Raw genomic sequence first — 23824 nt, forward strand, 5'->3', positions numbered from 1 at the left:
TCACTCGCCGGTGAGGTAGAGCCAGACCCCGTCCTCACGCACGAAGCGGCTGCGCTCGGCCAGCACCCCGGCCCGGTGGTGCGCCCGGAACTCGACGATCCCGTCGGTGTCGAACGGGCCGCCCGCCACCCGGTCCACGATCTCCAGGTGCGTCCACTCCACGGTCGGGTCCGGTGCCGCGCGCCGCGGCCGGGTGGACCGGTGCCAGGTGCGCCGCAGGTACGCCTCGTCGCCCAGGGCGAAGGCCGTGAAGCGGCTGCGCATCAGCTGCTCGGCGGTCGCGGCGCGCTCCCCGGCGTGGAAGCGGCCGCAGCAGGCGCCGTAGACCTCGCCCGAGCCGCAGGGACAGGGGCTCATGCGCGCCCCGCGCCGTCGGCCGCCACCGCGTCGAACACGACCGGCGCGTCCCAGCCGCGTTCGGCGTAGGCGGCCGTGACGGCCCCGGCGACCCGGTCGCCGGACCCGGCGTCGACCAACGCGATCACGCAGCCGCCGAACCCGCCGCCGGTCATCCGGGCCCCGTGCGCCCCGGCCTCCTCGGCGACCGTCGCGGCCACGTCGACGTGCGGCACGGTGATCTCGAAGTCGTCCCGCATCGAGGCGTGCGAGGCCGAGAGCAGCGGCCCGGTCGCGCGCGGGTCCGCGCCCCCGCGCAGCAGCCCGACGACCTCCAGCACCCGCTCGTCCTCGGTGACCACGTGCCGGGCGCGCCGGCGCAGCCGCTCGTCGGCGAGGGTCTCGACGCCGGCGAGCGTCGCGTCCCGCAGCGCCGGCACCCCGAGCAGGTCCGCCGCCTTCGCACAGTCGGACCGTCGTTCGCCGTACTGGCCGTCCACGAGGCGGTGGGGCGCCCGGGTGTCGATCACGAGCAGCCGCAGGTCGTGCGCCGCGAGCGCGAAGGGGATCAGCTCGACGTGGTCGGTGCGGGTGTCGAGGAAGACGAGGCGATCCGCGACGCCGTGCATCGCGGCCATCTGGTCCATCCCGCCGGTGGGCGCGCCGACGAACTCGTTCTCCGCGCGCCGGGCGAGGTGGGCCACCTCCGTGAGGTCGAGGCCGACGTGCGCCAGCTCCGACAGCGCCACCGCCACGGCGCACTCCAGCGAGGCCGACGACGACAGCCCGGCGCCGACCGGGACGTCGCCCTCCACGAGGAGGTCGAGGTCGACGACGGGCAGCCCCGCCTCGCGGAACGCCCACAGCACGCCGGCGACATAGGCCGCCCAACCGGTCACGGCGCCCGGGACGACGGTCGCCGCGGTGAACGTGACGGGCTCGGCCTCCCGGGAGGAGCGCACGGTGGTCAGGCCCTCGGTCGGCGCCGCGGCCACGAGGGTCCGCCGGTCCAGGGCCAGGGGGAGGACGAAGCCGTCGTTGTAGTCGGTGTGCTCGCCGATGAGGTTGACCCGGCCCGGCGCCGCCCACACCCCGGCGGGCGGGCGGCGGTGGATCTCGGCGAACCGCGCGGCGACGCTCATGCGCCGGCCCCGGGGCCGCCGGACCCGCCGCCCAGCTCGCGCAGCCTCGCGGCGACGTCCTCGGGGGTGGTGTCGTTGATGAACACGCCCATCCCGGACTCCGACCCGGCCAGGTACTTCAGCTTGTTCGGCGCCCGCAGGATCGAGAACAGCTCCAGGTGTAGCCAGGCGAGGTCGCGGTCCGTGCGCACCGGCGCCTGGTGCCAGGCCGCGATGTAGGGCAGGGGGCGGCCGTGGAAGAGCTCCAGCCGGCCGAGCACGTCGAGCCAGATCGTGGCGAGGTCGGTGCGCTCGGCGTCGGTGAGCTCGGGGAGGTCCTTGGCGTCGCGGTGCGGGTAGAGGTGCACCTCGACGGGCCAGCGCGCGGCCTCGGGCACGAACGCGGTCCAGTGCTCGGTCTCGGTGACCAGCCGGACGGCCTCGGTCCGCTCCCGCTCGAGGATGTGCCCGTAGAGGTTGCCCCGGGTCCGCGTCCGGTACCGGCGGGCGGACTCGAGCTGCTGGCGGGTGCGCGGGGTGACGAACGGGTAGCCGTAGATCTGCCCGTGCGGGTGCGCGAGGGTGACCCCGATCTCGGGCCCGCGGTTCTCGAAGGGGAAGACCTGCTCGACGTCCGGGCGCGCGGACAGCTCGGCCGTGCGGTCGGCCAGGGTGTCGACGACCAGCCGGACGCGGTCCGGGGACAGCGCGCCGAACCGGCCGTCGTGGTCGCTGGTGAAGCAGACCACCTCCGCGCGCCCCACCCCGCCGGAGAAGGAGGGGAAGCGGTTCTCGAACACCACCGTCGCGTAGTCCGGGGTGGGCACCTCGGTGACCCGGCCGGGGATCGTCGGGCACAGCGGGCACTGGTCCGCCGTGCCCGCCGGCTGGAAGGTGCGGGTCTGCCGGTGGCTGGCGATGGCCACCCACTCGTCGAGCAGCTCGTCGTAGCGGATCTGCGAGACGGTGTGCACCTCGGGCAGGCCCCGCTCGTCCCTGCCGGGCACCCGCCCGGGCTCGGTGTCGTACCAGAGGATCTCCCGGCCGTCGGACAGCCGGCCACGGGTGCGGTGGACGGTCGCGCCGCCGACGACGGCGGGGGTCGATGCCTGCGTCACGGGAGGTGCTCCAACCTGGTCGTGCCGGTCCGTGTGGCGTGGGCAGCCGTCGGCACGCTACCCCGCTCGGGCGGGCAGGATGGTTCTCGTGGCTCTCCCGTCCCCCGAACCCGTGTCCGGCTTCCCGCCCGCTCCGCTCGCCAATCCGGTGCTCGCCGCCCTCACCGGGCCGCAGCGCGCCTTCGCCGACGTGCGCGGCCGTGCCGCGCGCTACCGGCCGGACGTCGCGCCCTTCGCGGGGCTGCCGCTCGACCCCACGGCGGGGGACTGGGCGGACCTGGCCGCGCTGAGCGGCCCCGGCGGCTCCGCCGTGCTGGCCGGACCGCGCCGGGAGGCCCCGGCGGGCTGGGAGACGGGCATGGACCTGCCCGGGGTGCAGATGACCGGCGACGCGCTGGAGGTCGCCCCGGACCCCGAGGCGGTGCGCCTCGGCCCCGCCGACGTGCCGGAGATGCTGGAGCTGGTCGCCCGGACCAAGCCGGGCCCGTTCCTGACCCGGACGATCGAGCTGGGCACCTACCTGGGCATCCGCCGCGACGGCGCACTGGTCGCGATGGCCGGGGAGCGCATGCGGCTGCCCGGTGCCACCGAGATCTCCGCGGTCTGCACGGCCCCGACCGCGCGGGGGCAGGGGCTGGCCGCCCGGCTCGTCCGCGCCGTGGGCGCGGTGATCCGGGAGCGCGGCGAGCGGCCCTTCCTGCACGCCGCCGCGTCGAACGCCGGCGCCGTCCGGCTCTACGAGCACCTCGGCTTCGTGGTGTCCCGCGAGCTGCAGTTCGTCGGCTACCGGGCACCGAGCATCCGCGCGGCGGTCAGTCCGGCGGGGTGAGGTCGTGCTGGGCCAGGACGTCGTCCACCGCCGAGGGGGACAGCACCCGGTCCAGCACGAGGATCGCGCAGCCGGTGACGCCACTGCGCCCGGCCAGCGCGCCCGGCTCGACCCGCAGCGTCTGCGTGGCGGTGGCGACCGACCGCTTGAAGACCGACTCGCGGATGCCCGCGACCAGCGGCTCGTAGGCGCCGACCAGGTCGCCGCCGACCGTGATGACCGCCGGGTTCAGCAGGTTCACCGCCGAGGCCAGCACCTCGCCGATCCGCCGGCCCGCGGTGCGGACCAGCCGGACGGCCTCGGCGTCGCCCGCACGCACGAGGTCGACGACACCGGACACCGTGTCGACGGTGCGCCCGCGGGCGGTGAGGTCCCGGATGAGCGCGCTGCCGCTGGCGAGGATCTCCAGGCAGTCGAGGTTGCCGCAGTGGCACGGCGTGCCCGGGCCGTCCGAGACCTGGGTGTGGCCGATCTCGCCGGCCGACCCGCGCGCACCGCGCTGGAGTGCGCCCCCGCTCACGACGGCGGCGCCGATGCCGGTGGAGACCTTCACCACGAGCAGGTCGTCGATGCCCGGGTGCGCGTGCTGCTCGGCGATCGCCATGACGTTCACGTCGTTGTCCACCCGGACCGGCACGGGGAACCGGTCGGTGAGCAGCGGCGGCAGCTTGACCTCGGCCCAGCCCGGCAGCACGGGGACACCGATGCTGCAGCCCGCGACCGAGTCCACCGTCCCCGGGACCGACAGCCCGACGCCGCGGACGTGCGCCGGATCGGCGCCGATCTGCGCGAGCAGCCGGGCGAGCCGCTCGCCGACCGCCTCCATCACGGCCTCGGGCCCGCTGCGCACCCGGATCCGCAGCGAGTCCTGGGCGAGCACGGTGCCCGCGAGGTCACAGACGGCCAGCGACGTCCGGCTCACGCCCACCGAGGCGGCGAGCACCGTGCCCCCCGCGGTGTGGAACGCGAGCCGGGCGGCGGGCCGGCCGCCGGTCGCCGCGCCGCCCTGCACCTCGGTGACGAGGCCCTCCTTCAGCAGCCGGTCCACCCGCGCGGCGACGGCGGTGCGCGAGAGCCCGGTGGCCCGCCCGATCTCGGTCCGGGTGGCGACGGCACCCTGGCGGATCAGCGCGAAGATCTCGCCGGCGGTGGCCGGGGCGGACGTGGGCCTGCGCCCACGGGCGGGTCCGATGCCGACTCCGGTCATGACGGGCCTCCTCACCTGCGTCGATACCGAAGATGCCACATTTTCGTCTTTCGGGTGCACAAGCGTGCCGTAGGGTGGGGGCCGGTGTGCCGGGAAGTCTGGTCGGCGTAGGTTCCGCCCTGCCCGAACGTCGAAAGGCCCCACCTCCGTGAACACTCCCGCCGGTAGCCCCCGACTGTTCCCCCGTGGCAGCTGGCCCGAGGCGCGGCGCATCGCCGACCTGCTCAGGACCGAGACGGTGGGCGGGTTGTTGCTGGTCGGGGCCGCCGTGATCGCGCTGGCCTGGGCGAACTCGCCGTGGCGCGAGGCGTACACGGCGCTCGGCGCGCTCACGGTCGGGCCCGCGTCCCTGCACCTGGACCTCAGCCTCGCGACCTGGGCGGCCGACGGGCTGCTGGCGATCTTCTTCTTCGTCGCCGGGTTGGAGCTCAAGCGCGAGTTCGTCGCGGGTGACCTGCGCGACCCGCGCCGGGCCGCGCTGCCGGTGGCCGCGGCGGTCGGGGGCATGATCGTCCCCGCGGTGATCTTCGTCGCGTTCAACGCCCCGGCCGGCACCGCCGTCGGGTGGGCGATCCCGACCGCGACCGACATCGCCTTCGCCCTCGCGGTGCTCGCGGTGATCTCCACGCACCTGCCCACGGCGCTGCGCACGTTCCTGCTCACCCTGGCGGTCGTCGACGACCTGCTGGCCATCACGATCATCGCGATCTTCTACACCGAGGAGCTGCACCCCGTGCCGCTGCTGCTGGCACTGGTCCCGCTCGCGCTGTTCACCGTCCTGGTCCAGCGCCGGATCCGGTCGTGGTGGTTGCTGCTGCCGCTCGCCGTGATCACCTGGGTGCTCGTGCACGAGTCCGGGGTGCACGCCACGGTCGCGGGCGTACTGCTCGGTTTCGCCGTGCCGGTCGTGCGGCGGGCGGAGGGCCCCGGCCCGGGGCTGGCCGAGCACTTCGAGCACCGGTTCCGGCCGATCTCCGCCGGGGTCGCCGTGCCCGTCTTCGCGTTCTTCGCCGCCGGGGTCTCGGTGGTCGACGCCGGGCTCGAGGCCTTCCTGCACCCGGTCGCGCTCGGCGCGATCCTGGGCCTCCTCGTCGGCAAGACCCTCGGCGTGCTCGGCGCGACCTGGGCGGTGCAGAAGTTCACCCGCGCGCAGCTCTCGGAGGGGCTGAGCTGGTGGGACGTCCTCGGGCTCTCCGTGCTCGCCGGGATCGGGTTCACCGTGTCGCTGCTGATCGGCGAGCTGGCCTACGGCACGGGCTCGGAGATCGACAGCGAGGTCAAGATCGGCGTGCTCGCCGGTTCGCTGCTGGCGGCGCTGGTGGCCAGCGTCATCCTGCGCGTCCGCAACGCGCACTACCGGCGGATGGAGCTGGCCGAGACGGTCGACATGGACGACGACGGGGTGCCGGACGCCTACCAGCGCCGCGAGGACGGGAGCTGAGGCCGGCCCGCACGGGGCGGACGGCGCGGTTCCGAGCCGGCGGGAGACGGCGCGCGCCGGTTCCGTCGCTCACGACCGCGTGAGTGCCGGGTTCCGCGCTGCAAGTATGGAAGCAGTGACCGCCACGCACGACACCGCGCGCCCCCGGCCCGCGCCCGCGCCGCCCCCCGCCGTCGCCCCCGCCCTGCTCGTCGCCGCGATCCTGCTGCTCGCGCTCAACCTGCGCGGCCCCATCGTCGCCGTCTCGCCGGTCACCGGGGCGATCCGCGCCGACCTGGGGATCGACGCCGGGACCGCCGGGCTGCTCACCAGCCTGCCGGTGTTGTGCTTCGGGCTTGCCACCCCGGCGGCGTCGGCGCTGCTGGCCCGCACCGGGCTCGGCCGCGGGGTGCTGGTCGCTCTCGGCGTGCTGCTGGCCGGGATGGTCGTGCGGTCCCTCGGCGGACTGCCGGCCGCGGTCGCCGGGACCCTGCTGATCGGTGCGGCGATCACCGTCGGCAACGTGGCGGTGCCCGTGGTCATCGGCCGCGACCTGCCGCGGCAGGCCGGTGCGGTGCTCGGGATGTACACGGCGGCGCTCAACGTCGGCTCGATGATCACGCTCTCGCTCACCGTGCCGATCGCCGGCGCCACCGACTGGCGGTTCGCCCTGGCGTCCTGGGGCGTGCTGGTGCTGGCCGCGGCCGGTGTCTGGTGGTGGGCGACCCGGTCCCTGCCCGAGGCGGGCCCGGCCGCCCGCTCGGCGGCGCCGGCACCGGCCGCACCCGGGCCGGTCTGGTGGCGCCGCCCGGTCGTCTGGGGCCTCACGATCGCCTTCGCCGGGCAGGCCTTCGCCTACTACGGCGTGACGGCGTGGCTGCCGCTGCTGCTCGGCGACGAGCTGGGGATGAGCGAGTCGGCCGCGGGCGCCGGCTCGTCGATCTTCCAGATCGCGGCGATCGTCGGCGCCTTCGGCGTGCCCGTGCTGTTGCGGGTCCTGCCCACCCCCCGGCTCGTCGTGGCCGTGGTCTGCGCGGCGTGGGCGGCGCTGCCCCTCGGCCTGCTGCTCGCCCCGCAGGGCTGGGCGGTCTGGTGCGCGCTGGGCGGCGCGGCGCAGGGTGGCGGCATCACCGTGATCTTCTCGCTCGTCGTGCGGCGCGCGCGGGACCTCACCGAGAACCGCCGGATGTCGGCGCTGGTCCAGGGCGGCGGCTACACCGTCGCGGCCTCCGGGCCGGCCGTCGTCGGTGCCGTCCACCAGGCCACCGGTACCTGGACGGCCCCGCTGCTGGTGGTGTTCGGCGCGGTGCTGGTGCTGTGCACGGCGGGCTGCGCGGCCTCCGGCCGGCGCACCGACTGACTTTCTCCCGGTCGCGCGTATCCGGCGCCCGTCCGGCCGCCTCTTCATCGGCGTGGGGGAGGGTGCCGCCGGGCCGGGGCCGAGGGGGTGGCGCAGGAGCGGGCCGTGGGTCCCGTGCCCGTGTCCGTCCCGGCCCGGCGGTCTCCCACGGCCGGATCGCCGGCGGGGGACCGGGGCGTTCCCCGGGAGGTCAACCTGCTGGACCAGGAGGCCCGGGCTGAATACCGTACGCAGAGTGACCGCGCCCGCCCGTCCGCCTCTGCTCGGACGAACGGACGAGCTGCGGGTCCTGGTCGAGCTGTTCGAGGCGGCCCGGGCGGGCACGCCGGGGGTCGCGCTCGTCTGCGGGGAGGCGGGCGTCGGGAAGTCCCGGCTGGTGGCGGAGCTGGTCACCCGGGCCGAACGGTCCGGGGCCGTCGTGCTGGCGGGCGCCGCCGTCGACGTGGGGGAGAGCCCGCCGCTGCTGCCACTCACGCTCGCCGTGCGCGCGCTGGCCCGCGAACCCGCCGGCCGCGCGATCGTCGAGCCCTGGCGGGGCGAGCTGGAGGCGCTCGGGCTGCTGCCGCCGTCGCCCGGTGGACCGGTGCAGAGCGTCCCGCACCACCTCGACGCGGCCGGGCGGGTCCTGCTCGGGCTCGCGGCCGACCGCCCGGTGCTGTTCGTGGTCGAGGACGTCCACTGGGCGGACCGCGCCACCCGCGACCTGCTGTCCTACCTCACGGCGATCATGCTCGACGCCCGGCTGCTCGTCGTCGTCACGCACCGCGAGGGTGGTGGCGCATCCGGGCTCGACGAGATCGGGCTCGGCGGGCTGCGCCGCCATCCGCGGGTGCACGGGCTCTCGCTCGGCCCGCTCGACCGGACCGCCATCGCGGCGCTGGTCGGGCGCGAGCCGCTGCCCGCCACGGAGGTCGACGACCCGGTCGAGCTGGTCTGGCAACGCTCCCGGGGCAACGCGTTCATCGCCGAGGAGACGGTCCGCGCGCTGCGCGACCACGACCCGATGGCCGTCTCGGGCACCCTGCGGGACCTCGTGCTCGGCAGGGTGCGGGCCCTGTCGGAGGACGCCCGGGCCGTCGTGCGGGCCCTGTCGGTCGCCGAGGGCCCCGTCTCGCACGAGCTCGCCCGGCTGGTCACCGCGCTGCCGCCGGACCGGCTGCTCACCGCCGTCCGGGAGGTCGTCGAGGAGGGCTCGGTCGTGCTCGACGGGCCCGGGGCCGAGGGTGGCGACGACGGCTACCGGCTGCGGCACGGGCTGGCCGTCGACGTCGTGGCCGCGGACCTGCTGCCCGCCGAGCGGCGGGACCTGCACCGCCGGTACGCCGCCGCGCTCGCGGAGCTGACCGCGGGCGGGGACCGGTCCGCCGTGGCCGCGCTGCTCGCGCACCACTGGGACCGGGCGGGCGACGACGCGCGGGCCCTCAGCGCCGCCGCCGACGCCGCGAGCGCGGCCGAACGGGTGCACGGCTACGCCGACGCCTATCGCCACTGGCGCCGGGTCGCCGACCTGGTCGCCGGGCGGGCCGTCGCGCCGCTCCCGCCCTCGCCGGAGCCGGCGGTGTCGGTCGGGCTGGACCGCCCGGCCAGCCTGGAACGCGCGGCCGAGGCCGCGCACCTGGCCGGCGAGCACGACGCCGCCGTGGGCGTGCTGCGCGAGCGGATCGGGCTCACCGACCCGGCCGACCCGCACCGGGCCACGCTCGTCACGCGGCTCGGCGACTACCTGCTGGCCGCGGGGCGGGGCGTCGAGGCCGAGGGCGCGTACCGGGAGGCGCTGCGGCTGGGTGGGGGGGCGCACGTCGCCCTGCTCGCCGGGCACGCCGAGGCCCTGCAGGCCGCGGGCCGGTTCGCCGACGCCCGCGCCGAGGCGACCCGGGCCCTCGAGGCCGCCCGGCGCACGGGCACGCTCGACGAACAGGCCCGGGTGCTCGTCACGCTCGGGTTCAGCCTGGCGTACCTGGAGGACACCCAGGCGGGCGCCGCCGCGCTCGCGGAAGGGCTGCGGGTGGCCGAGGCGAGCGGATCGCCCGCGGTGCTGGGCAACGCCTACCACCGGCGCGCCGAGCTCCTGTCCGGGCCGCTCAACGCCCTGTCCGAGGGGATCGACCTCGCGCTGACCGGGGCCGAGCGGCTCACCGGGCTGGGTCTGGGCCGCACGCACGGGGTCCGGCTGCTGGCGCTCGCCGCGAACGGCCAGTTCCGCTGCGGGCGCTGGGACGAGGCGGTCGAGGTGATCGACCAGGCCTTCCGGGCCCGGCCGTCGGGGAGCGAGGCGCTGGACATCCGGCTCTCCCGCGGCCGGATGCGGGTCGGGCGCGGCGACCTGGCCGGCGCCGCCGAGGACCTGGACGCCGTCGCGATGCTGGCGCACGACACGGTCGGCGCCCGCTACCGGGTCCCGCTGCTCACGCTGCGCGCCGGCCTGGACATGTTCCTCGGCCGGCCGGAACGGGCCGTGGAGCACACGGTGGCGGGGCTCGACGTGGTCGAGGGCGGGCACGACGACGTCTGGCTCGAGGCCCCGCTCGTCTGGCACGGCCTACGGGCGCACGCCGAGACGGTCCGGCTGGACCGTCCGCCGCCCGCCGACGACGTCGTGGCCCGGCTGCGGGAGTCGGGCGCGGGGCTGCACGACCGCGCCCGGCAGGCCGTGCCGATGGTCGCCGGGCTCGTCGGGGTGTTCGCGCGGATGTGCGACGCCGAGGTGACCCGCGCCGAGGGCGACTCCGATCCCGAGCTGTGGGACGAGGTCGCCGCGCAGTGGCGGCGCCGGGAGCAGCCCTACAACGTCGCCTACGGGCGGCTGCGCCGCGCGGAGGCGCTGCTCGCCCGGCGGACCCGCAGCAAGGCCGCCGCGGAGGCGCTCGCCGAGGCGCACGACATCGCCGGGCGGCTGGGCGCCCTGCCGTTCCTGGAGGAGGTTCGCGACCTGGGCCGACGGGCGCGGATCCGGTTGCCGGACCCGCCCGCCGAATCCGTGCCGACCGGTCCCGGGTCGGCGACCGGTCAGCCCGACGAGGTGCGGGAGGCCGGGCGCCCGCCCGCCCCGCGGACCGCCGCGTCGCGGTCGTCGCCCCGCCGGGACGCCCTCGCCTCGCTCACCCCGCGCGAGAACGAGGTGCTCGCCGAGATCGCGGCCGGGCACACCAACCGCGAGATCGCCCAGCGGCTGTTCATCAGCGAGAAGACGGTGGGCATCCACGTCACGCACCTGCTCGCCAAGCTCGGCGTGCGCAGCCGGGTGCAGGCGGGCGCGGTCTACGTCCGCGCCGCTCCCACCGAATCCCGCCCCACCCGCTGACCGTCGACCTGCCGCGAGTCGGTCTGTGAGCTTCCGCGAGTCGGGCCCTGAGCTTCCGCGAGTCGGGCCCTGAGCTTCCGCGACCGCGCGTGGGCACCGGAGCCTCCCGCGGGCCGCAGCCGAGCTCTCCCGCTCAGCCCGCCACGGTGCCGGCGGCGGGGGCGAGCCCCTGGACGACCGGGTGCGCAGCGCCCAGGCCGCGCTCGACCGCGAGCCGGCGGAGCTGGTCGAGGGCGCGGGCGCGGGTGGGGCCGATCGAGCCCGTGGGGATGCCGGTGACCCGGCTGATCCGTTCGTAGCTCCAGGTGTCCTCGCCGAAGAGCGCGCCGATGAGCAGTCGCCGGCGCCGGGGCAGGTCCGCCACCAGCGCACGCAGCTCCCGGGCGACGTCCGCGTCGACCGCCCGCTGCTCGGGCCCGGGGCCGGACTCCGGGACCGCGAGCCCCGCGTCCCCGACCGGGACACCGGCGTGCCCGGCGCGGTCGAGGATCCGCAGGCACTCGCGGCCGGCCACGGTGGAGAGCCAGCCCGGCAGCCGCTCGACGTCGTTGATCCGGTCGGCGTTCTGGGCGAGCCGCAGCCAGGTGGCGGCCACGGCGTCGTCGGCGTCGGCGGGCTGCAGCCGGAAGCCGCGGACCCGGGAGCGGACGAGCCGCTCGTACCGGGTCACGACCTCGCGCCACGCGCCCTGGTCGCCGGCGGCGAGCCTCGTCAGCAGATCGGTGCGGGGGATGTCGGCGGCCGCCGGGACGGGCGCGTCGGCGCCGGACGGGGACGGGACGGGCGTGCGCATGGATGCCTCCGAGGGGGTCCTGCACGGCCGGGGCACCGGCTCGCTGATGACCCCTCAGAGACTTCCGCCCGGGCGGCCTCCCGCGCGTCTGGACAACCCCCTAGGAGGGTCGCGGGGACCCCCCTATTTCCCTGGGGGACCACCCCCGCCTCCGGCGGGCGAGCCGCACCCCGGCCGGGGGACCGCCCCCGGCGGCGCGGCGCCACCCGTGGTCAACGCCGGGTGCGCACGTCCTCGGCCGGGGCCCGGCGGGCCGCGTGCTCCGCGGCGGCCGGGGAGTGCCCGCGCCGGGTCGGGTCCCACCCGCCGGTGTCCGCCGGCTCGGCGGCGGAGCGCTCCCGGGCCGGCGCACCGCACGGGTCGACGTGCAGGGCGGAGTGGACCCACGCGATGCCGCCGTCGGGCAGCACGCGGTCGATGTGGGCCAGGGTGGTGTAGCGCTCGCGAGCGGTGTCGATCGGCGCGTAGCACCGCTCGCACAGGTGGACCTTCAACTCGCCTCCCACGGGCTCGGGACGGGGCCCCGGGTCGGCGCTGAGACGAGGCGGGATCGGACGCTGAGCTGTCGGATTCTCGCATGCGGGAACAGTGGTCCGCAGGTCGCGGGGGGTGGCGTCGCGCACGTCCGGGATTGTCGGCGGGCGGTTGTACGCTCGGCGCAGCCCGAATCGCACGCGTGTAGTTCGCCCGTCTGGAGGTTACGGAGTGCGCCTGGTCCACGCCGCCGACCTGCACCTCGACAGCCCGTTGCTCGGGCTGTCCCGGCTGGAGGACTCCGACCTGGCGGACACGCTGCGCCGCGCCACCCGGCGGGCCTGCGAGAACCTCGTCGACCTCGCCGTCGCGGAGCGGGCCGACGCGCTGCTCCTCGCCGGCGACGTCTACGACGGGGACTGGCGGGACTACGCCACCGGCGCCTTCTTCGTCCGGCAGATGTCCCGGCTGCACGACGAGGGGATCCCGGTCTTCCTCATCAACGGCAACCACGACGCGGAGAGCGAGATCACCCGCTCGCTGCGCCTGCCCCCGAACGTGCACCGGCTCGCCACGGACCGGCCCGAGACCGTGGTGCTCGACGAGGTGGGACTGGCCGTGCACGGCCAGGGCTTCGCCACCCGCGCGGTGCTCGAGAACCTGGTCCCGGCCTATCCCGACCGGATCCCCGGCCTGGTCAACGTGGGTCTGCTGCACACCTCCGTGCTGGGGGCGGAGGGGCACGACTCCTATGCGCCCTGCAGCCCGGAGGATCTCGCGCGCTGCCGGTACGAGTACTTCGCCCTGGGGCACGTGCACGAGCGCCGCGTGGTCGACGACGGGGAGCACGTCGCCGCGTTCAGCGGCAACCTGCAGGGCCGGCACCCCCGCGAACCCGGGGCCAAGGGTGCCACCGTGGTCGAGGTCGGGCCGGGTGCCCGGGCGGAGCTGCGGCACGAGGTGTGCGACGTCGCCCGCTGGACCCACGTCCGGCTCGACGCGAGCTCCTGCGCCGATGCCGACGAGGTGCTCGAGGCGCTCGACGCGCGGCTGCGCGAGACCGGCCTGGCCGCGGGCTCCCGGCCGGTCGCGGCGCGGGTCACGCTCGACGGGCCGACCCCGGCGGCGCCCGCCCTGCTCGACGCGGAGTGGCTGCGCGCGGAGATCGACGTCGTGGCGGAGAAGTCCGGCGCCGTCGTCGAGATGGTCCGCAACCGCACCCGGAGCCCGCGGGCCTCGGACGCGCCCGGCGAGGCCGTCGCCGCCGTGGACGAGGAGCTGGCGGGTGCGGTCACGGAGGCGGCGTCGCGCCTCGTCGCGGAACCGGAGCGGGCCGGGGAGCTCGTCGCCGTGCTCGAACGCGAGGCGGGCCGGCGGCTGCGCGGGGCGGGGCTGGACCTGCGCGACCCGGCCGGGCTGGCCGAGCTGGCCCGGCGGGCGGAGGAGGAGCTGCGGGCCCGGCTCGCCGGCGCCGACCCGGCCGGGCGCGGATCGGCGGCCTGACGGGTGCGGATCACCGGGCTGACCCTCGAGCGCTACGGCACGCACGAGGGCCGGGTGCTCGCGCTCGGCCGTCGCCTCACCCTGGTCACCGGCCCCAACGAGGCCGGCAAGTCGACGCTGCTCGACGCCGTGTCGGATCTGCTGTGGGGCTTCCCGCGCCCGGTCCGGCACGCCTACGCCGCCTCGCCGGCCCGGCTGGCGATCGCGGCCGAGGTCGCGCTGCCCGGTGGGCAGCTCGCCGTCCGGCGTACCACCCGTGGGCTGTTCGGGCCGGGCGAGGAGCCGCTGGACGCGCCCTGGGGCCCCGGCGGCGCGCAGGCCCGGCGCACCTGGCAGCAGAGCTTCGGGCTCGGGCACGCCGCGCTGCGCGAGGGCGGCGCGCGGCTCTGCGAGGGCGGCGGGGAGCTGGCGGAGCTGGTCTTCACCGCCCGCAGCGGGCGGGACGTCCGGGCGATCCTCGCGGAGCTCGACGAGGAGGCGGACCGCCTCTACAAGGAGCACCGCAACGCGCAGAAGGTCGAGCTGCGGCGTGCGCTGTCCGCGTACGAGCACGCCGACGCCGCGGCGGCGGAGCAGATGTCGCGGGCCGGCGACGTCGCCGCCCTCGCCGAGGAGATCGGCCGGCTCGAGCGCCGGGCGACCGCCCTGGCCCGGGACCGGGAGAGCGCGGCCCGCGCCGGCGCCGAGGCGCAGCAGCGGGTGCGGGCCTACCCGGCCGCGCGGGAGCTGGCGCGGTTGCGGGCGGACCTGGCCGACCTCGCGGAGTCCGGCGTGGTGCTCGACGCCACGCGGCTGGCCGAGTTCGACGCCGCCCGGGAGGCGCGGGACCAGGCCGAGGCGGCGCTCGCCGAGCTCGAGGACCGGCTCCGCGGGCTGCGCGCCGAACGGGCCGAGATCCGGGTGGACGCGGCGGTCACGGCCGATGCCGAGCAGATCCACCGGCTCGACGGCGAGCGCCAGGCCCGGCAGGCCGAGGCCGAGCGGCTGGGCACCCTGCGCGTCGACGCCGCCGACCGGGCGCGGCGCGCCGAGGAGTTGCTCGAGCGGATCGAGCCGGGCGTCGAGCCACGGGCCGTGCGCCGCCGGCTCGAGGCACTCACGGTGCCGGCGGACCGGGCCGCCGATCTCGACGCGCTGGCCGCCGAGGTCGAGCGGGTGGCCGCGGCCGAGGACCGCGCCGCCGAGCAGCACCGCGAGGCGCGGCGTACTGCCCGGGAGGCCGCGGAGGGCACGACGGGGCCGGACTCGGCCGCGGTCGCACGGGTGGCCGAGGCCCGCCGCTCGATCCTGGCCGAGGGCTCGGCGTGCGCCCTGCGCCGGGCCGCCCTGCGCGAGGCCGCCGACGCCGCGCTGCGGGCCCGCACGGCGCTGGAGGGCACGGGCCTGGGCCGGGCGGCGTCCGGAGAGACCAAGCCGGCCGGGGAGGGCGCGGGTGGCGCCCCGGCCGGGGCGCCACCCGATCCGACGAGCCCGGCCACGGATCTCCCGGCCGGCGCGCTCCCACCGGTCCCCGAGCCGCCCGCCGCCGCGCGCATCGCCGCGCACCGGACCGCGCTGCGGCAGGCCGCCGAGGCGGACGGGCAGGCGCGCCGCGAGGTCCACCGGGCCACCCACCGCCGCGACGCGGCCCGCGGGGCTCTCGACGCGCTCGTCGCCGCCGGCGCGCCGGCCGATCCCGAGTCCCTCGCCGCGGTCCGGCGGGAGCGCGACACCGCCGTCGACGCGCTGCTGGCCGCCGTTCGCGATCCCGCGACCACGGACCCGGCCGGGCTCGCCCGGGCCGCACTCGCCGTCGAGCGGGCCGTCCGGGAGGCCGACGCCCTGGCCGACGGCATGATCACCGCCGCGGACCGGATGGCCGAGCTGACCCGCGCCCGGGCGGACGCCGCTGCCGCCGACGAGGAGCACGCGGCCGCCGAGAGCGCCGCCCGGACCGCCGCCGACGAGCGTGCCCGGGCGCGCGAGCGGTGGATCGCCCTGTGGGGCGCCTGTCCGGCTCCGCACCCGGACGAGGCCGACACGGTCCGCAGCGGCCTGCTCGCCGCCCGGCAGGCCCTCGCCGAGCGCGACCACGCCGCCGCCCGGGCCGACGGCCTCGCGGCCGACGAGACCGCCCAGGCCACCACCCTCGCCGCCGCGCTCGGGGCCGCCGGCCGGCCCCGCCCCGGTGCCGACCTCGACGCGCTGCTGCGCGCCGCCGAGGACCTCGAGGCGGAGGCCGACGCCGCGCGCGACCGACGCACGGTCCTGCAGCGCCTGCAGGCCGACGCCGAACGCGCCGCCGCGGAGAGCGACGCCCGCCGGCACGACCTGGACCGGGCGTTCCTGCGCTGGCGGCACGCCCTGCGGGCCGCCGGCGGCCCGGCCGACGCCGGCCCGGCGGGCTGGCGCGTCCGCCAGGAGGTGCTCGCCGAGGCCGTCCGGGCCGAGTCCGACGCCCGCGCCCTGGCCGCGGAGGCCAAGCGGCTGGCGGGGCGGGTCTCGGCGCACGAGAAGGCCGTGGCCGCGCTCGCCGAGCGTCACCTCGGCCGCGCGCTGCCCCCGGCCGTCGCGCTGCCGGAGCTGGTCGAGCGGGTCCGGCAGGCGGCGGAGGCGGCCGTGTCGGCCCGGCACGTCGACGCCGCGGCCGAGCAGGCCGAGGCGGCGGCGCGTCGCGTCCGGCGGGAGGCCGCGGCGGCACGGCAGCGCCTCGACCGGCTCGCCGTGGAGCTGTGGCTCACCGCCGCGCCCGAGGAGGGCGGGCTGGAGGCGGCGGCCGAGCGGGGCCGCGAGGCCGTCCGGATCCGGGAGGAGGAGGCCACGGCGCTGGCCCTGCTCCGGACCGCGGCCCCCGATCTCGACGCCGACGAGCTGGTCGCGGCCTCGGAGTCGCTCGAGGAGAGCGCGCTCGCCGAGGAGCTGGAGCGGTCCCGCGCGGCCGCGGCCGAGCTCGCGCGGGAGCACGACGAGCTGCTGGAGCAGCTGGGCGGGCTGCGGGACCGCCGCCGGGTGCTCGAGGGGGCCGACGGCGCCGCCGTGCTGCACGCCGAGGCGCAGGGGCACCTCGCCCGGGCCGCCGAGGCCGCGGAGCGGTACGTGATCGTGCACCTGCAGCGCGAGACGCTGCGCCGCGAGCTGGAGAGCTACGAGCGCCGGCACTCCTCGCCACTGCTCGACGAGGCGGGCCGGCTGCTCGAGCGGCTCACCGGCGGGCGCTTCTCGGGGCTGCGCCCGGCGGGCGGCGAGGCCCGCACGCTCGTCGCCGCCCGCGCGGACGGGGAGGAGCTCGCCCCGGACCAGCTGTCCGAGGGCACCGCGGACCAGGTCTTCCTGGCGTTGCGGCTCGCCGGGATCCGCCAGCTGCAGGCGGAACGCCGGGCCGCCGGGCTGCCGGCCGTCCCCGTCGTGCTCGACGACGTCCTCATGACCTTCGACGACGCCCGCGCCGCCGCCGCCCTCGCCGTGCTCGGCGAGCTGGCCACGAACTGGCAGGTGCTGCTGTTCACCCACCACGAGCACCTGGCCGGCCTGGCCCACCGCGCGGTCGAGGAGGTCACGGTCCTCGACCTGGGCCCGCCCGCCCCCGTCGCCGTCCCGCTGGCCCACCCCGCCTGACCGGCCAACCGGACCGACGCCGCCCGTCGTGGTCGAGAAGCCCGCGTGCCCGCCCCGAGGCGACGAGACCGGCGACTGGACAGACACACGGCGCCGGACACGGCGGCGCCCACGCGCGGCGGCGCCCACCGCGGCGGCGCCCACCGCGGCGGCGCCCACCGCGGCGGCGACCGCCGGGACGCGGCAGAGGCCGACCAGGTCCGCCTCGAGCATGGGTGGTCCCTGCTCCTGGGTGGGTTCCAGGCGCCGGATGTGCAGACGCCGGAGGTTCCGGGCGATGTCCTCGGGAGTGTCGTCGATGCCCTCCGCGGCGAGATGGCCGTGCAGGAAGGTCGCGTCGAAGCGGCGTAGCTCGGATACGACCGCGTCCGCCTCGTCGACGTCCTCGACGCCGCCGATGACCCGTACCGGAAGCTCGAGCCTGCAGGAGAAGTTGCGGAAGGTCGCGGCGGTGGAGAGGACTGCGGAGGACACCCGCGGCGCACCTGCTCCGCGTTCTCGGTGGGACCCGCTTGTTCGCCATCGTCTACCCCCACCTGGGCCCCGGGCTCGACACGTGGCTCGCCCGCCGCACGGCCGGACGGTTCGCCCCGCGGGTGTACGGCACCCCGGGACTGATCCTGCACACCACGGGTGCACGGACCGGCCGGGAGCGGATCACCCCGTTGATCTACCCGGGAGTGGCCGCCTGCCGGCGACGCAGCGGCGGCCGGGTCCCCCGCATCTTCCTGCTCCACCCCGACAGCCGAGCCGTGCCCGCCGTGGAGGCGCCCGGTCCATCGCGGCCGGTCTGCTGATCCCACCGACGCCGTCGTGAGGGCGCCCCGTGCGGGAGTGGTGCCGGGCCCCGCGGTCCACCCCGGACCCGGCAGGATGGCGTCCGTGATGGATCCGAGCGGCGAGCACTTCGTGATCGCGTCCGGCGCGGCGCGGGCGGCGGTGAACGAGGTCGGGGCGGGCCTGCGCTCCTTCTCCGTGGCCGGCGTCGACTACACCGAGCCCCAGCCCGAGGGTGTCCGCCCGCCCCGCGGGTCGGGATCGCTGCTGGCGCCCTGGCCCAACCGCGTCGCCGGCGGCCGATGGACCTGGCAGGGGCGGGTGCAGCAGCTCGCCCTCACCGAGCCCGGCGCCGGCAACGCGATCCACGGCCTGCTCCGCTACGCCTTCTGGCGCCCCACGGACCGCACGGACTCCGCGATCACGCTCGAGGCCGTCGCCCCGCCGCAGAACGGCTGGCCGCAGCCGGTCCGCGTCGCCGTCACCTACGCGGTCGGGGAGCAGGGCCTCACCGTCACCACCACCGCCACCAACCTCGGGTCCGACGACGTCCCGTTCGGCCTCGGCTTCCATCCCTACCTGCGCGTCGGCGACACCCCGACGGACGACTGCACCCTCGTCCTCGCCGCCCGCGCCGCGCTCCCGCTCACCGACCAGCTGCCCGGGGGCCCGCTCCAGCCGCTCGCCGCCGACGACCCGCTGCGCGCGGGGGTCCGGTTGAAGGGCCTGGAGCTGGACTCCGCCTTCGGCGACTGCGCCCCGGCGGAGGGCGACGACCTGGTCCGGCACCGCCTCGTCGCGCCGGACGGCGCCGGCGTCGAGCTGTGGGCCGAGCCGGTGTTCCGGTGGGTGCAGGTCTTCACCCCGCCCGACATGCCCGGGCACGGCCGGGGTGTCGCCGTCGAGCCGATGACCTGTCCGCCCGACGCGCTGAACTCCGGTACCGACCTCGCGGTGCTGGCCCCGGGGGAGGAGTGGGCCGCGGGCTGGGGAATCCGGCCGCTCACGGCGTGAGCGGCTAGGGTCGTCCCGGTCACGGTCGACGCGCAGGAGGGGGCAGCGATGCAGACTCTGGCCGGGGGCAGGGTGCCGGAGATCGACGGGGTGGAGGTGCCGCGCTACGACCGGTCGGCGGTCACCGTGGGCATCGTGCACTTCGGCGTGGGCGGGTTCCACCGTGCGCACCAGGCGATGTACGTCGACGCCCTGATGAACGAGGGCGAGGCGCTCGACTGGGGCATCTGCGGCGTGGGTGTGCTGCCGGGGGACCGGCGCATGCAGGAGGTGCTCACCGAGCAGGAGGGCCTGTACACGCTCGTCGTGAAGCAGCCCGACGGCTCGCTCGCGCCCCGGGTGATCGGCTCGATCACCGAGTACCTGTTCGCCCCGGACTCGCCCGAGGCCGTGATCGAGAAGATGGCCGCCGAGAGCACCCGCGTGGTCTCGCTGACGATCACCGAGGGCGGCTACAACATCGACCAGGTGACCGGCGAGTTCGCCGAGGACACCCCGGAGATCCGCGCCGACCTGCAGCCGGGTGCCGCACCGACCACCGTGTTCGGCCTGGTCATCGAGGCGCTCGCCCGGCGCCGCGAGCGCGGGCTGCCCGCCTTCACGATCATGAGCTGCGACAACATCCAGGGCAACGGCGACACCGCCGCCCGCACCTTCGCCGCCTTCGCCCGGCTGCGGGACCCGGAGCTCGGCACCTGGGTCGAGGAGCACGTCGGGTTCCCGAACTCGATGGTCGACCGGATCACCCCGGCCACCGGCGCCGAGGACGCGGCGCGCCTCGCGGACGAGTTCGGCCTGGCGGACGGCTGGCCGGTCGTGTGCGAGCCCTTCACCCAATGGGTGCTCGAGGACCACTTCTCGGCGGGCCGCCCGCCCTTCGAGGACGTCGGCGTCCAGCTCGTCGAGGACGTCGTGCCCTACGAGCTGATGAAGCTGCGCCTGCTCAACGCCAGCCACCAGGCGCTGGGCTACTTCGGGTTCCTCGCCGGCCACACCTATGTGCACGAGGTCGCCGGCGACCCGCTGTTCGCGCGGTTCCTGCGCGCCTACATGGACCGCGAGGGCACCCCGACCCTGTTCGACGTCCCCGGGGTCGACCTCGACGCCTACAAGACCACCCTGATCGAGCGCTTCGCCAACCCCGGTGTCGCCGACACCCTGGCCCGGATCAACTTCGGCAGCTCCGACCGCATCTCGCTGTGGGTGCTGCCGGTGATCCGCCACCAGCTGGAACACGGCGGCGAGATGGAGCGGGCGACGGCCGTGGTCGCCAGCTGGGCGCGCTACGCCGAGGGCGTCGACGAGAAGGGTTCGCCGATCGACGTCCAGGACCGGCTGGCCGACACCCTGGTCCCGCTGGCCCGCAGCCAGCGCGAGCACCCGGAGGCGTTCATCCGCAACACCGCGGTGTTCGGCGACCTCGCGGACAACGAGCGCTTCCGCGAGGCCTACCGCTGGGCGCTGGACTCGCTGCACCGCGACGGCGCCCGGGCGACCGTGGAGAAGCTGGTCGAGCGGGGCTGACGCCGGCCACCGGCCCACCGGGCGCCGGGGTCCCGGTCGGCGCTCCCCTCAGTGCTCCTCGTGCGCCAGCAACGCCGCCCCGATGATCCCGGCGTCGTTGAGCAGCTCCGCCGGGACGATCGGCGTGCGCGTCTGCACATACGGCTGCCAGCGGGAGAACTTCTTGCTCACCCCGCCGCCGACCACGATGAGATCGGGCCACAGCAGGTTCTCCACGTGCTGGAAGTAGCGGGTCAGCCGGCCGCCCCACTCCTCCCACGAGAGGTCCTCGCGCTCGCGGGCGGAGTCGGCGGCCCGGGTCTCGGCGTCGTACCCGTCGAGTTCCAGGTGCCCGAGCTCGGTGTTGGGGAACAGGTGCCCGCGCAGGATCAGCGCGGACCCGATGCCGGTGCCGAGGGTGGACACGAGCACGGCGCCGCGGTGGCCCCTGGCCGCCCCGAACTCGACCTCGGCGATCCCGGCCGCGTCGGCGTCGTTGACCACGAGCGCCTTGCGGCCGGTCTTCGCGCGCATCAGCCCCTGGGCGTCGCAGCCGATCCAGGACGGGTCGACGTTGGCGGCCGTCCGAGTGACCCCGTGCTGGACGACGGCCGGGAACGTGCAGCCGAAGGGGCCGTCCCAGTCGAAGTGGTCGAGGATCTGCCCGACGACCTCGGCGACCGCCTCCGGGGTCGACGGCTGCGGCGTGGGGATGCGGAGCCGCTCGTCGGCGAACCTGCCCTTGTCCAGGTCGACCGGCGCGCCCTTGATCCCCGAACCGCCGATGTCGATGCCCAGGCCGTGGTGGTGGCCGTGGTGCTTCTTCTTCGTCATCCGCCCAACGCTCCCGTCACGACCTGCTGCGCCTCCTCCTGGACCCGGGCCAGGTGCTCGGGACCCCGGAAGCTCTCCGCGTACACCTTGTAGACGTCCTCGGTGCCGGAGGGCCGGGCGGCGAACCACCCGTTCTCCGTCACGACCTTGAGCCCGCCGAGCGCCTCCCCGTTGCCGGGCGCGGTGGTGAGGCGCGCGGTGATGGGCTCGCCCGCCAGCTCGGTCGCGGCGACGTCGTCGGCGGCCAGCCGGCCCAGCTTCGCCTTGTCCTCCCGGGAGCAGGCGACGTCGGTCCGCGCGTAGGCGGGGTCGCCGAACCGCGAGGTCAGCTCGGCGTACCGCTGCGAGGGGGTCTGCCCGGTCACCGCGGTGATCTCGCTCGCGAGGAGGCACAGGATGATGCCGTCCTTGTCGGTCGACCACGGGCGGCCGTCCGTGCGGAGGAAGGAGGCGCCCGCGCTCTCCTCGCCGCCGAAGGCGATGCTGCCGTCGCGCAGGCCCGGCACGAACCACTTGAACCCGACGGGCACCTCGAGCAGCTCCCGGCCGAGGTCCGCGGCCACCCGGTCGATCATGGACGAGCTCACCGCCGTCTTGCCGACGGCCGCGCCGCCCGGCCAGCCGGGCCGGTGCGCGTACAGGTAGCCGATGGCGACGGCGAGGTAGTGGTTCGGGTTCATCAGCCCGGCGTCCCGGGTGACGATGCCGTGCCGGTCGGCGTCGGCGTCGTTGCCGGTGGCGATGGTGAACTCGTCCTTGCGGCCGACCAGCGAGGCCATCGCGTACGGCGACGAGCAGTCCATCCGGATCTTGCCGTCCCAGTCCAGCGTCATGAAGCCGAAGGCCGGGTCGACGTCCGGGTTGACCACCGTGAGGTCCAGCTTGTAGCGCTCGGCGATCGCGCCCCAGTAGTGCACCGCGGCCCCACCGAGCGGGTCCGCGGCCAGCACCACGCCGGCGCTGCGGACCGCGTCGAGGTCGACGACGGACCCCAGGTCGCTGACATAGGCGTCGAGGAAGTCGTGGGTCCCGCGCTCGGCCCGGTCGAGCGGCACCCGTTGCACCCCCTGGAGCTTCGCCTCGAGCAGCTCGTTCGCGCGGTTCGCGATCCAGCTCGTGGCCGAGGTGCCCGCGGGGCCGCCGTCCGGCGGGTTGTACTTGAACCCGCCGTCGCGCGGCGGGTTGTGCGACGGCGTGACGACGACCCCGTCGGCCAGGCCGTCGGTCCGGCCCTCGTTGTGGGTCAGGATCGCGTGCGAGACCGCCGGGGTCGGGGTCCAGCCGCCGCGGGCGTCGACGAGCACCCGCACCCCGTTGGCCGCGAACACCTCGACCGCGGTCTCCCACGCCGGGTCGGACAGCGCGTGGGTGTCCTTGCCGAGGAACAGCGGGCCGTCCGTGCCCTGCTGCGCCCGGTACTCGCAGATCGCCTGGCTGGTGGCGGCGATGTGGTCCTCGTTGAAGGTCGCCGAGAAGGCCGACCCGCGATGCCCGGAGGTGCCGAACGCGACCCGCTGCTCCGCGACCGAGGGGTCGGGATGCCGCTCGGAGTACGCGGCCAGCAGCGCCGGTACGTCGACGAGGTCCTCGGGGCGGGCCGGGGTGCCGGCCCGCGGGTGGATGGCCATGGTCGTCCTCCGCATCGTCCGCGTGCCGCCGGGCGGTCCTCCGGCGCGGTGCCCCCGTAGCCTGCCGCATCCGGTCCGCGCGGTCATCCGGACGCGTCGCCGACGCGCGCGGGGTTACCCTCCGCGCCATGCGGATCGCCTCGTTGTTGCCGGCCGCCACGCAGATCGTCGGGGCGCTGGGCCTCGGCGGTGCGCTCGTCGCCCGCACCTTCGAGTGCGGCCTCCCCTCGGGTGCGCCCGAGGGGGTGCCCGTCGTGGTCGACACCGCGATCCCGCCGGGGCTGGAGCCGAAGGAGATCGACGACTGGGTCGCCGAGCGCGCCGCCGCCGGTCTGCCGATGTACGAGCTGGACCGCGCGGCGCTCGCCGCGGCCCGGCCGGACCTGATCCTCACCCAGGACCTCTGCCGGGTCTGCGCACTGCCCGCCGGGACCGTGGCCGACGCGCTGGTGGACATCGGCACGGACGCCGCGGTGGTCTCCGTCGACCCGCACACGCTCGACGAGGTGCTGGCGGCGATCCTCGCCGTCGGGGAGGCCGCGGGCGCCGCCGACGCCGCGGAACGCCTGGTCGGCGGCCTGCGCGGGCGGCTGGCGGCCGTCGGGGCGGCGGTCGCGGAGCGTTCCGTGCCGCGGGTGCTGCTGCTGGAGTGGACCGACCCGCCCTACGTCGCGGGGCACTGGGTGCCGGAGCTCGTGCGGCGGGCCGGCGGGGAGCCGCTCGCGGCGGTGGAGGGCGGCCGCAGCGTGGCGGCGGAGTGGGGCGAGCTCGCGGCCCTGCGCCCGGACGTCGCCGTCGTCGCCCCGTGCGGGTTCGGGCTGGCCGAGGCCGAGCGGCGGGCCGGCGAGGTGGCTGCGCACCTGCCCGGGGTCGCGCTGGTCGCGATGGACTCGGCCGCCTACGTGGTACAGGCCGGCCCCGGGCTGGTCGACGGCGTGGAGGCGCTCGCGTGGGCGCTGCACCCCGACGCCGTGCCCGCACCGCCGGCGGGCCGGGTCAGTCGGCGCTGAGC

18 protein-coding genes are annotated in these 23824 nt (G+C 76.8%); 10 read left to right on the top strand and 8 right to left on the bottom strand.

Annotated elements, in window-relative coordinates; all coding sequences use genetic code 11:
- The 3 genes from ACL02T_RS03765 to galT are packed head-to-tail and all read right to left on the bottom strand — an operon-like array spanning position 1 to position 2575.
- The gene (locus tag ACL02T_RS03765) at positions 1–357 is read right to left on the bottom strand and encodes a YchJ family protein (protein WP_412829213.1); all 357 of its coding nucleotides are present in this window, start codon (positions 355–357) and stop codon (positions 1–3) included.
- The gene (gene galK, locus ACL02T_RS03770; protein WP_412829214.1) at positions 354–1478 is read right to left on the bottom strand and encodes a galactokinase; all 1125 of its coding nucleotides are present in this window, start codon (positions 1476–1478) and stop codon (positions 354–356) included. Before galK ends, ACL02T_RS03765 begins: the two co-directional genes overlap by 4 nt.
- The gene (galT, locus tag ACL02T_RS03775; RefSeq protein WP_412829215.1) at positions 1475–2575 is read right to left on the bottom strand and encodes a galactose-1-phosphate uridylyltransferase; all 1101 of its coding nucleotides are present in this window, start codon (positions 2573–2575) and stop codon (positions 1475–1477) included. Before galT ends, galK begins: the two co-directional genes overlap by 4 nt.
- 88 nt (positions 2576–2663) lie before the next feature.
- On the opposite strand from galT, the gene ACL02T_RS03780 reads away from it, so the two are divergent.
- Complete coding sequence (locus ACL02T_RS03780) at positions 2664–3404, top strand: GNAT family N-acetyltransferase (RefSeq protein ID WP_412829216.1); 741 nt, start codon at positions 2664–2666, stop codon at positions 3402–3404.
- Here ACL02T_RS03780 and ACL02T_RS03785 read toward each other — a convergent pair.
- Positions 3388–4611 (bottom strand): ROK family transcriptional regulator, encoded by a 1224-nt coding sequence (locus ACL02T_RS03785; protein WP_412829217.1) that lies wholly within the window; start codon positions 4609–4611, stop codon positions 3388–3390. The genes ACL02T_RS03780 and ACL02T_RS03785 overlap by 17 nt on opposite strands.
- Before the next feature lie 148 nt (positions 4612–4759).
- Here ACL02T_RS03785 and nhaA point away from each other — a divergent pair, with 148 nt between their 5' ends.
- The 3 genes from nhaA (at position 4760) to ACL02T_RS03800 (ending at position 10692) form a co-directional block, all read left to right on the top strand.
- A complete protein-coding gene (gene nhaA, locus ACL02T_RS03790) occupies positions 4760–6052 on the top strand; it encodes a Na+/H+ antiporter NhaA (protein WP_412829218.1) in 1293 nt (430 codons plus the stop codon).
- Positions 6053–6167: 115 nt separating this feature from the next.
- Positions 6168–7391, top strand: coding sequence for an MFS transporter (locus tag ACL02T_RS03795; RefSeq protein ID WP_412829219.1), 1224 nt, complete (start codon positions 6168–6170; stop codon positions 7389–7391).
- 235 nt (positions 7392–7626) lie between these two features.
- The gene (locus tag ACL02T_RS03800; protein WP_412829220.1) at positions 7627–10692 is read left to right on the top strand and encodes a helix-turn-helix transcriptional regulator; all 3066 of its coding nucleotides are present in this window, start codon (positions 7627–7629) and stop codon (positions 10690–10692) included.
- Positions 10693–10825: 133 nt separating this feature from the next.
- On the opposite strand, the gene ACL02T_RS03805 is transcribed toward ACL02T_RS03800, so the two are convergent.
- Positions 10826–11485 (bottom strand): RNA polymerase sigma factor, encoded by a 660-nt coding sequence (locus ACL02T_RS03805; protein ID WP_412829221.1) that lies wholly within the window; start codon positions 11483–11485, stop codon positions 10826–10828.
- A 212-nt stretch (positions 11486–11697) separates the two neighbouring features.
- The gene (locus ACL02T_RS03810; protein WP_412829222.1) at positions 11698–11979 is read right to left on the bottom strand and encodes a hypothetical protein; all 282 of its coding nucleotides are present in this window, start codon (positions 11977–11979) and stop codon (positions 11698–11700) included.
- Between the two features lie 211 nt (positions 11980–12190).
- Here ACL02T_RS03810 and ACL02T_RS03815 point away from each other — a divergent pair, with 211 nt between their 5' ends.
- The 5 genes from ACL02T_RS03815 (at position 12191) to ACL02T_RS03835 (ending at position 20371) form a co-directional block, all read left to right on the top strand.
- The gene (locus tag ACL02T_RS03815) at positions 12191–13462 is read left to right on the top strand and encodes a metallophosphoesterase (RefSeq protein ID WP_412829223.1); all 1272 of its coding nucleotides are present in this window, start codon (positions 12191–12193) and stop codon (positions 13460–13462) included.
- 3 nt (positions 13463–13465) lie between these two features.
- Positions 13466–17056 carry an AAA family ATPase gene (locus ACL02T_RS03820; RefSeq protein ID WP_412829224.1) on the top strand — a complete coding sequence of 1197 codons (3591 nt, stop codon included), beginning with the start codon at positions 13466–13468 and terminating at the stop codon, positions 17054–17056.
- 512 nt (positions 17057–17568) lie between these two features.
- The gene (locus ACL02T_RS03825) at positions 17569–17853 is read left to right on the top strand and encodes a nitroreductase/quinone reductase family protein (protein ID WP_412829225.1); all 285 of its coding nucleotides are present in this window, start codon (positions 17569–17571) and stop codon (positions 17851–17853) included.
- Between the two features lie 88 nt (positions 17854–17941).
- Positions 17942–18847 carry an aldose 1-epimerase family protein gene (locus tag ACL02T_RS03830; protein ID WP_412829332.1) on the top strand — a complete coding sequence of 302 codons (906 nt, stop codon included), beginning with the start codon at positions 17942–17944 and terminating at the stop codon, positions 18845–18847.
- 48 nt (positions 18848–18895) lie between these two features.
- A complete protein-coding gene (locus ACL02T_RS03835; RefSeq protein WP_412829226.1) occupies positions 18896–20371 on the top strand; it encodes a mannitol dehydrogenase family protein in 1476 nt (491 codons plus the stop codon).
- A gap of 48 nt (positions 20372–20419) precedes the next feature.
- Here the strand turns inward: ACL02T_RS03835 and ppgK are convergent, their stop codons facing one another.
- Together ppgK and pgm are read right to left on the bottom strand one after the other, a co-directional pair.
- Positions 20420–21184 (bottom strand): polyphosphate--glucose phosphotransferase, encoded by a 765-nt coding sequence (gene ppgK, locus ACL02T_RS03840; protein WP_412829227.1) that lies wholly within the window; start codon positions 21182–21184, stop codon positions 20420–20422.
- Positions 21181–22812, bottom strand: coding sequence for a phosphoglucomutase (alpha-D-glucose-1,6-bisphosphate-dependent) (gene pgm / locus ACL02T_RS03845; protein WP_412829228.1), 1632 nt, complete (start codon positions 22810–22812; stop codon positions 21181–21183). Before pgm ends, ppgK begins: the two co-directional genes overlap by 4 nt.
- Before the next feature lie 128 nt (positions 22813–22940).
- Here pgm and ACL02T_RS03850 point away from each other — a divergent pair, with 128 nt between their 5' ends.
- Complete coding sequence (locus ACL02T_RS03850) at positions 22941–23822, top strand: ABC transporter substrate-binding protein (protein WP_412829229.1); 882 nt, start codon at positions 22941–22943, stop codon at positions 23820–23822.
- Positions 23823–23824: the final 2 nt, after the last annotated feature.

Origin of the sequence: Pseudonocardia oceanicola, assembly GCF_047200735.1 — a bacterium.
Taxonomy (GTDB): domain Bacteria; phylum Actinomycetota; class Actinomycetes; order Mycobacteriales; family Pseudonocardiaceae; genus Pseudonocardia.

Excerpts from the sequence above, each read along its gene's own strand:
- pgm (WP_412829228.1), bottom strand. The coding sequence starts at position 22,812 with ATGGCCATCCACCCGCGGGCCGGCACCCCGGCCCGCCCCGAGGACCTC.
- ppgK (WP_412829227.1), bottom strand. The coding sequence starts at position 21,184 with ATGACGAAGAAGAAGCACCACGGCCACCACCACGGCCTGGGCATCGAC.
- galK (WP_412829214.1), bottom strand. The coding sequence starts at position 1,478 with ATGAGCGTCGCCGCGCGGTTCGCCGAGATCCACCGCCGCCCGCCCGCC.
- ACL02T_RS03850 (WP_412829229.1), top strand. The coding sequence starts at position 22,941 with ATGCGGATCGCCTCGTTGTTGCCGGCCGCCACGCAGATCGTCGGGGCG.
- ACL02T_RS03830 (WP_412829332.1), top strand. The coding sequence starts at position 17,942 with ATGGATCCGAGCGGCGAGCACTTCGTGATCGCGTCCGGCGCGGCGCGG.
- ACL02T_RS03805 (WP_412829221.1), bottom strand. The coding sequence starts at position 11,485 with ATGCGCACGCCCGTCCCGTCCCCGTCCGGCGCCGACGCGCCCGTCCCG.
- ACL02T_RS03765 (WP_412829213.1), bottom strand. The coding sequence starts at position 357 with ATGAGCCCCTGTCCCTGCGGCTCGGGCGAGGTCTACGGCGCCTGCTGC.
- ACL02T_RS03785 (WP_412829217.1), bottom strand. The coding sequence starts at position 4,611 with ATGACCGGAGTCGGCATCGGACCCGCCCGTGGGCGCAGGCCCACGTCC.
- ACL02T_RS03835 (WP_412829226.1), top strand. The coding sequence starts at position 18,896 with ATGCAGACTCTGGCCGGGGGCAGGGTGCCGGAGATCGACGGGGTGGAG.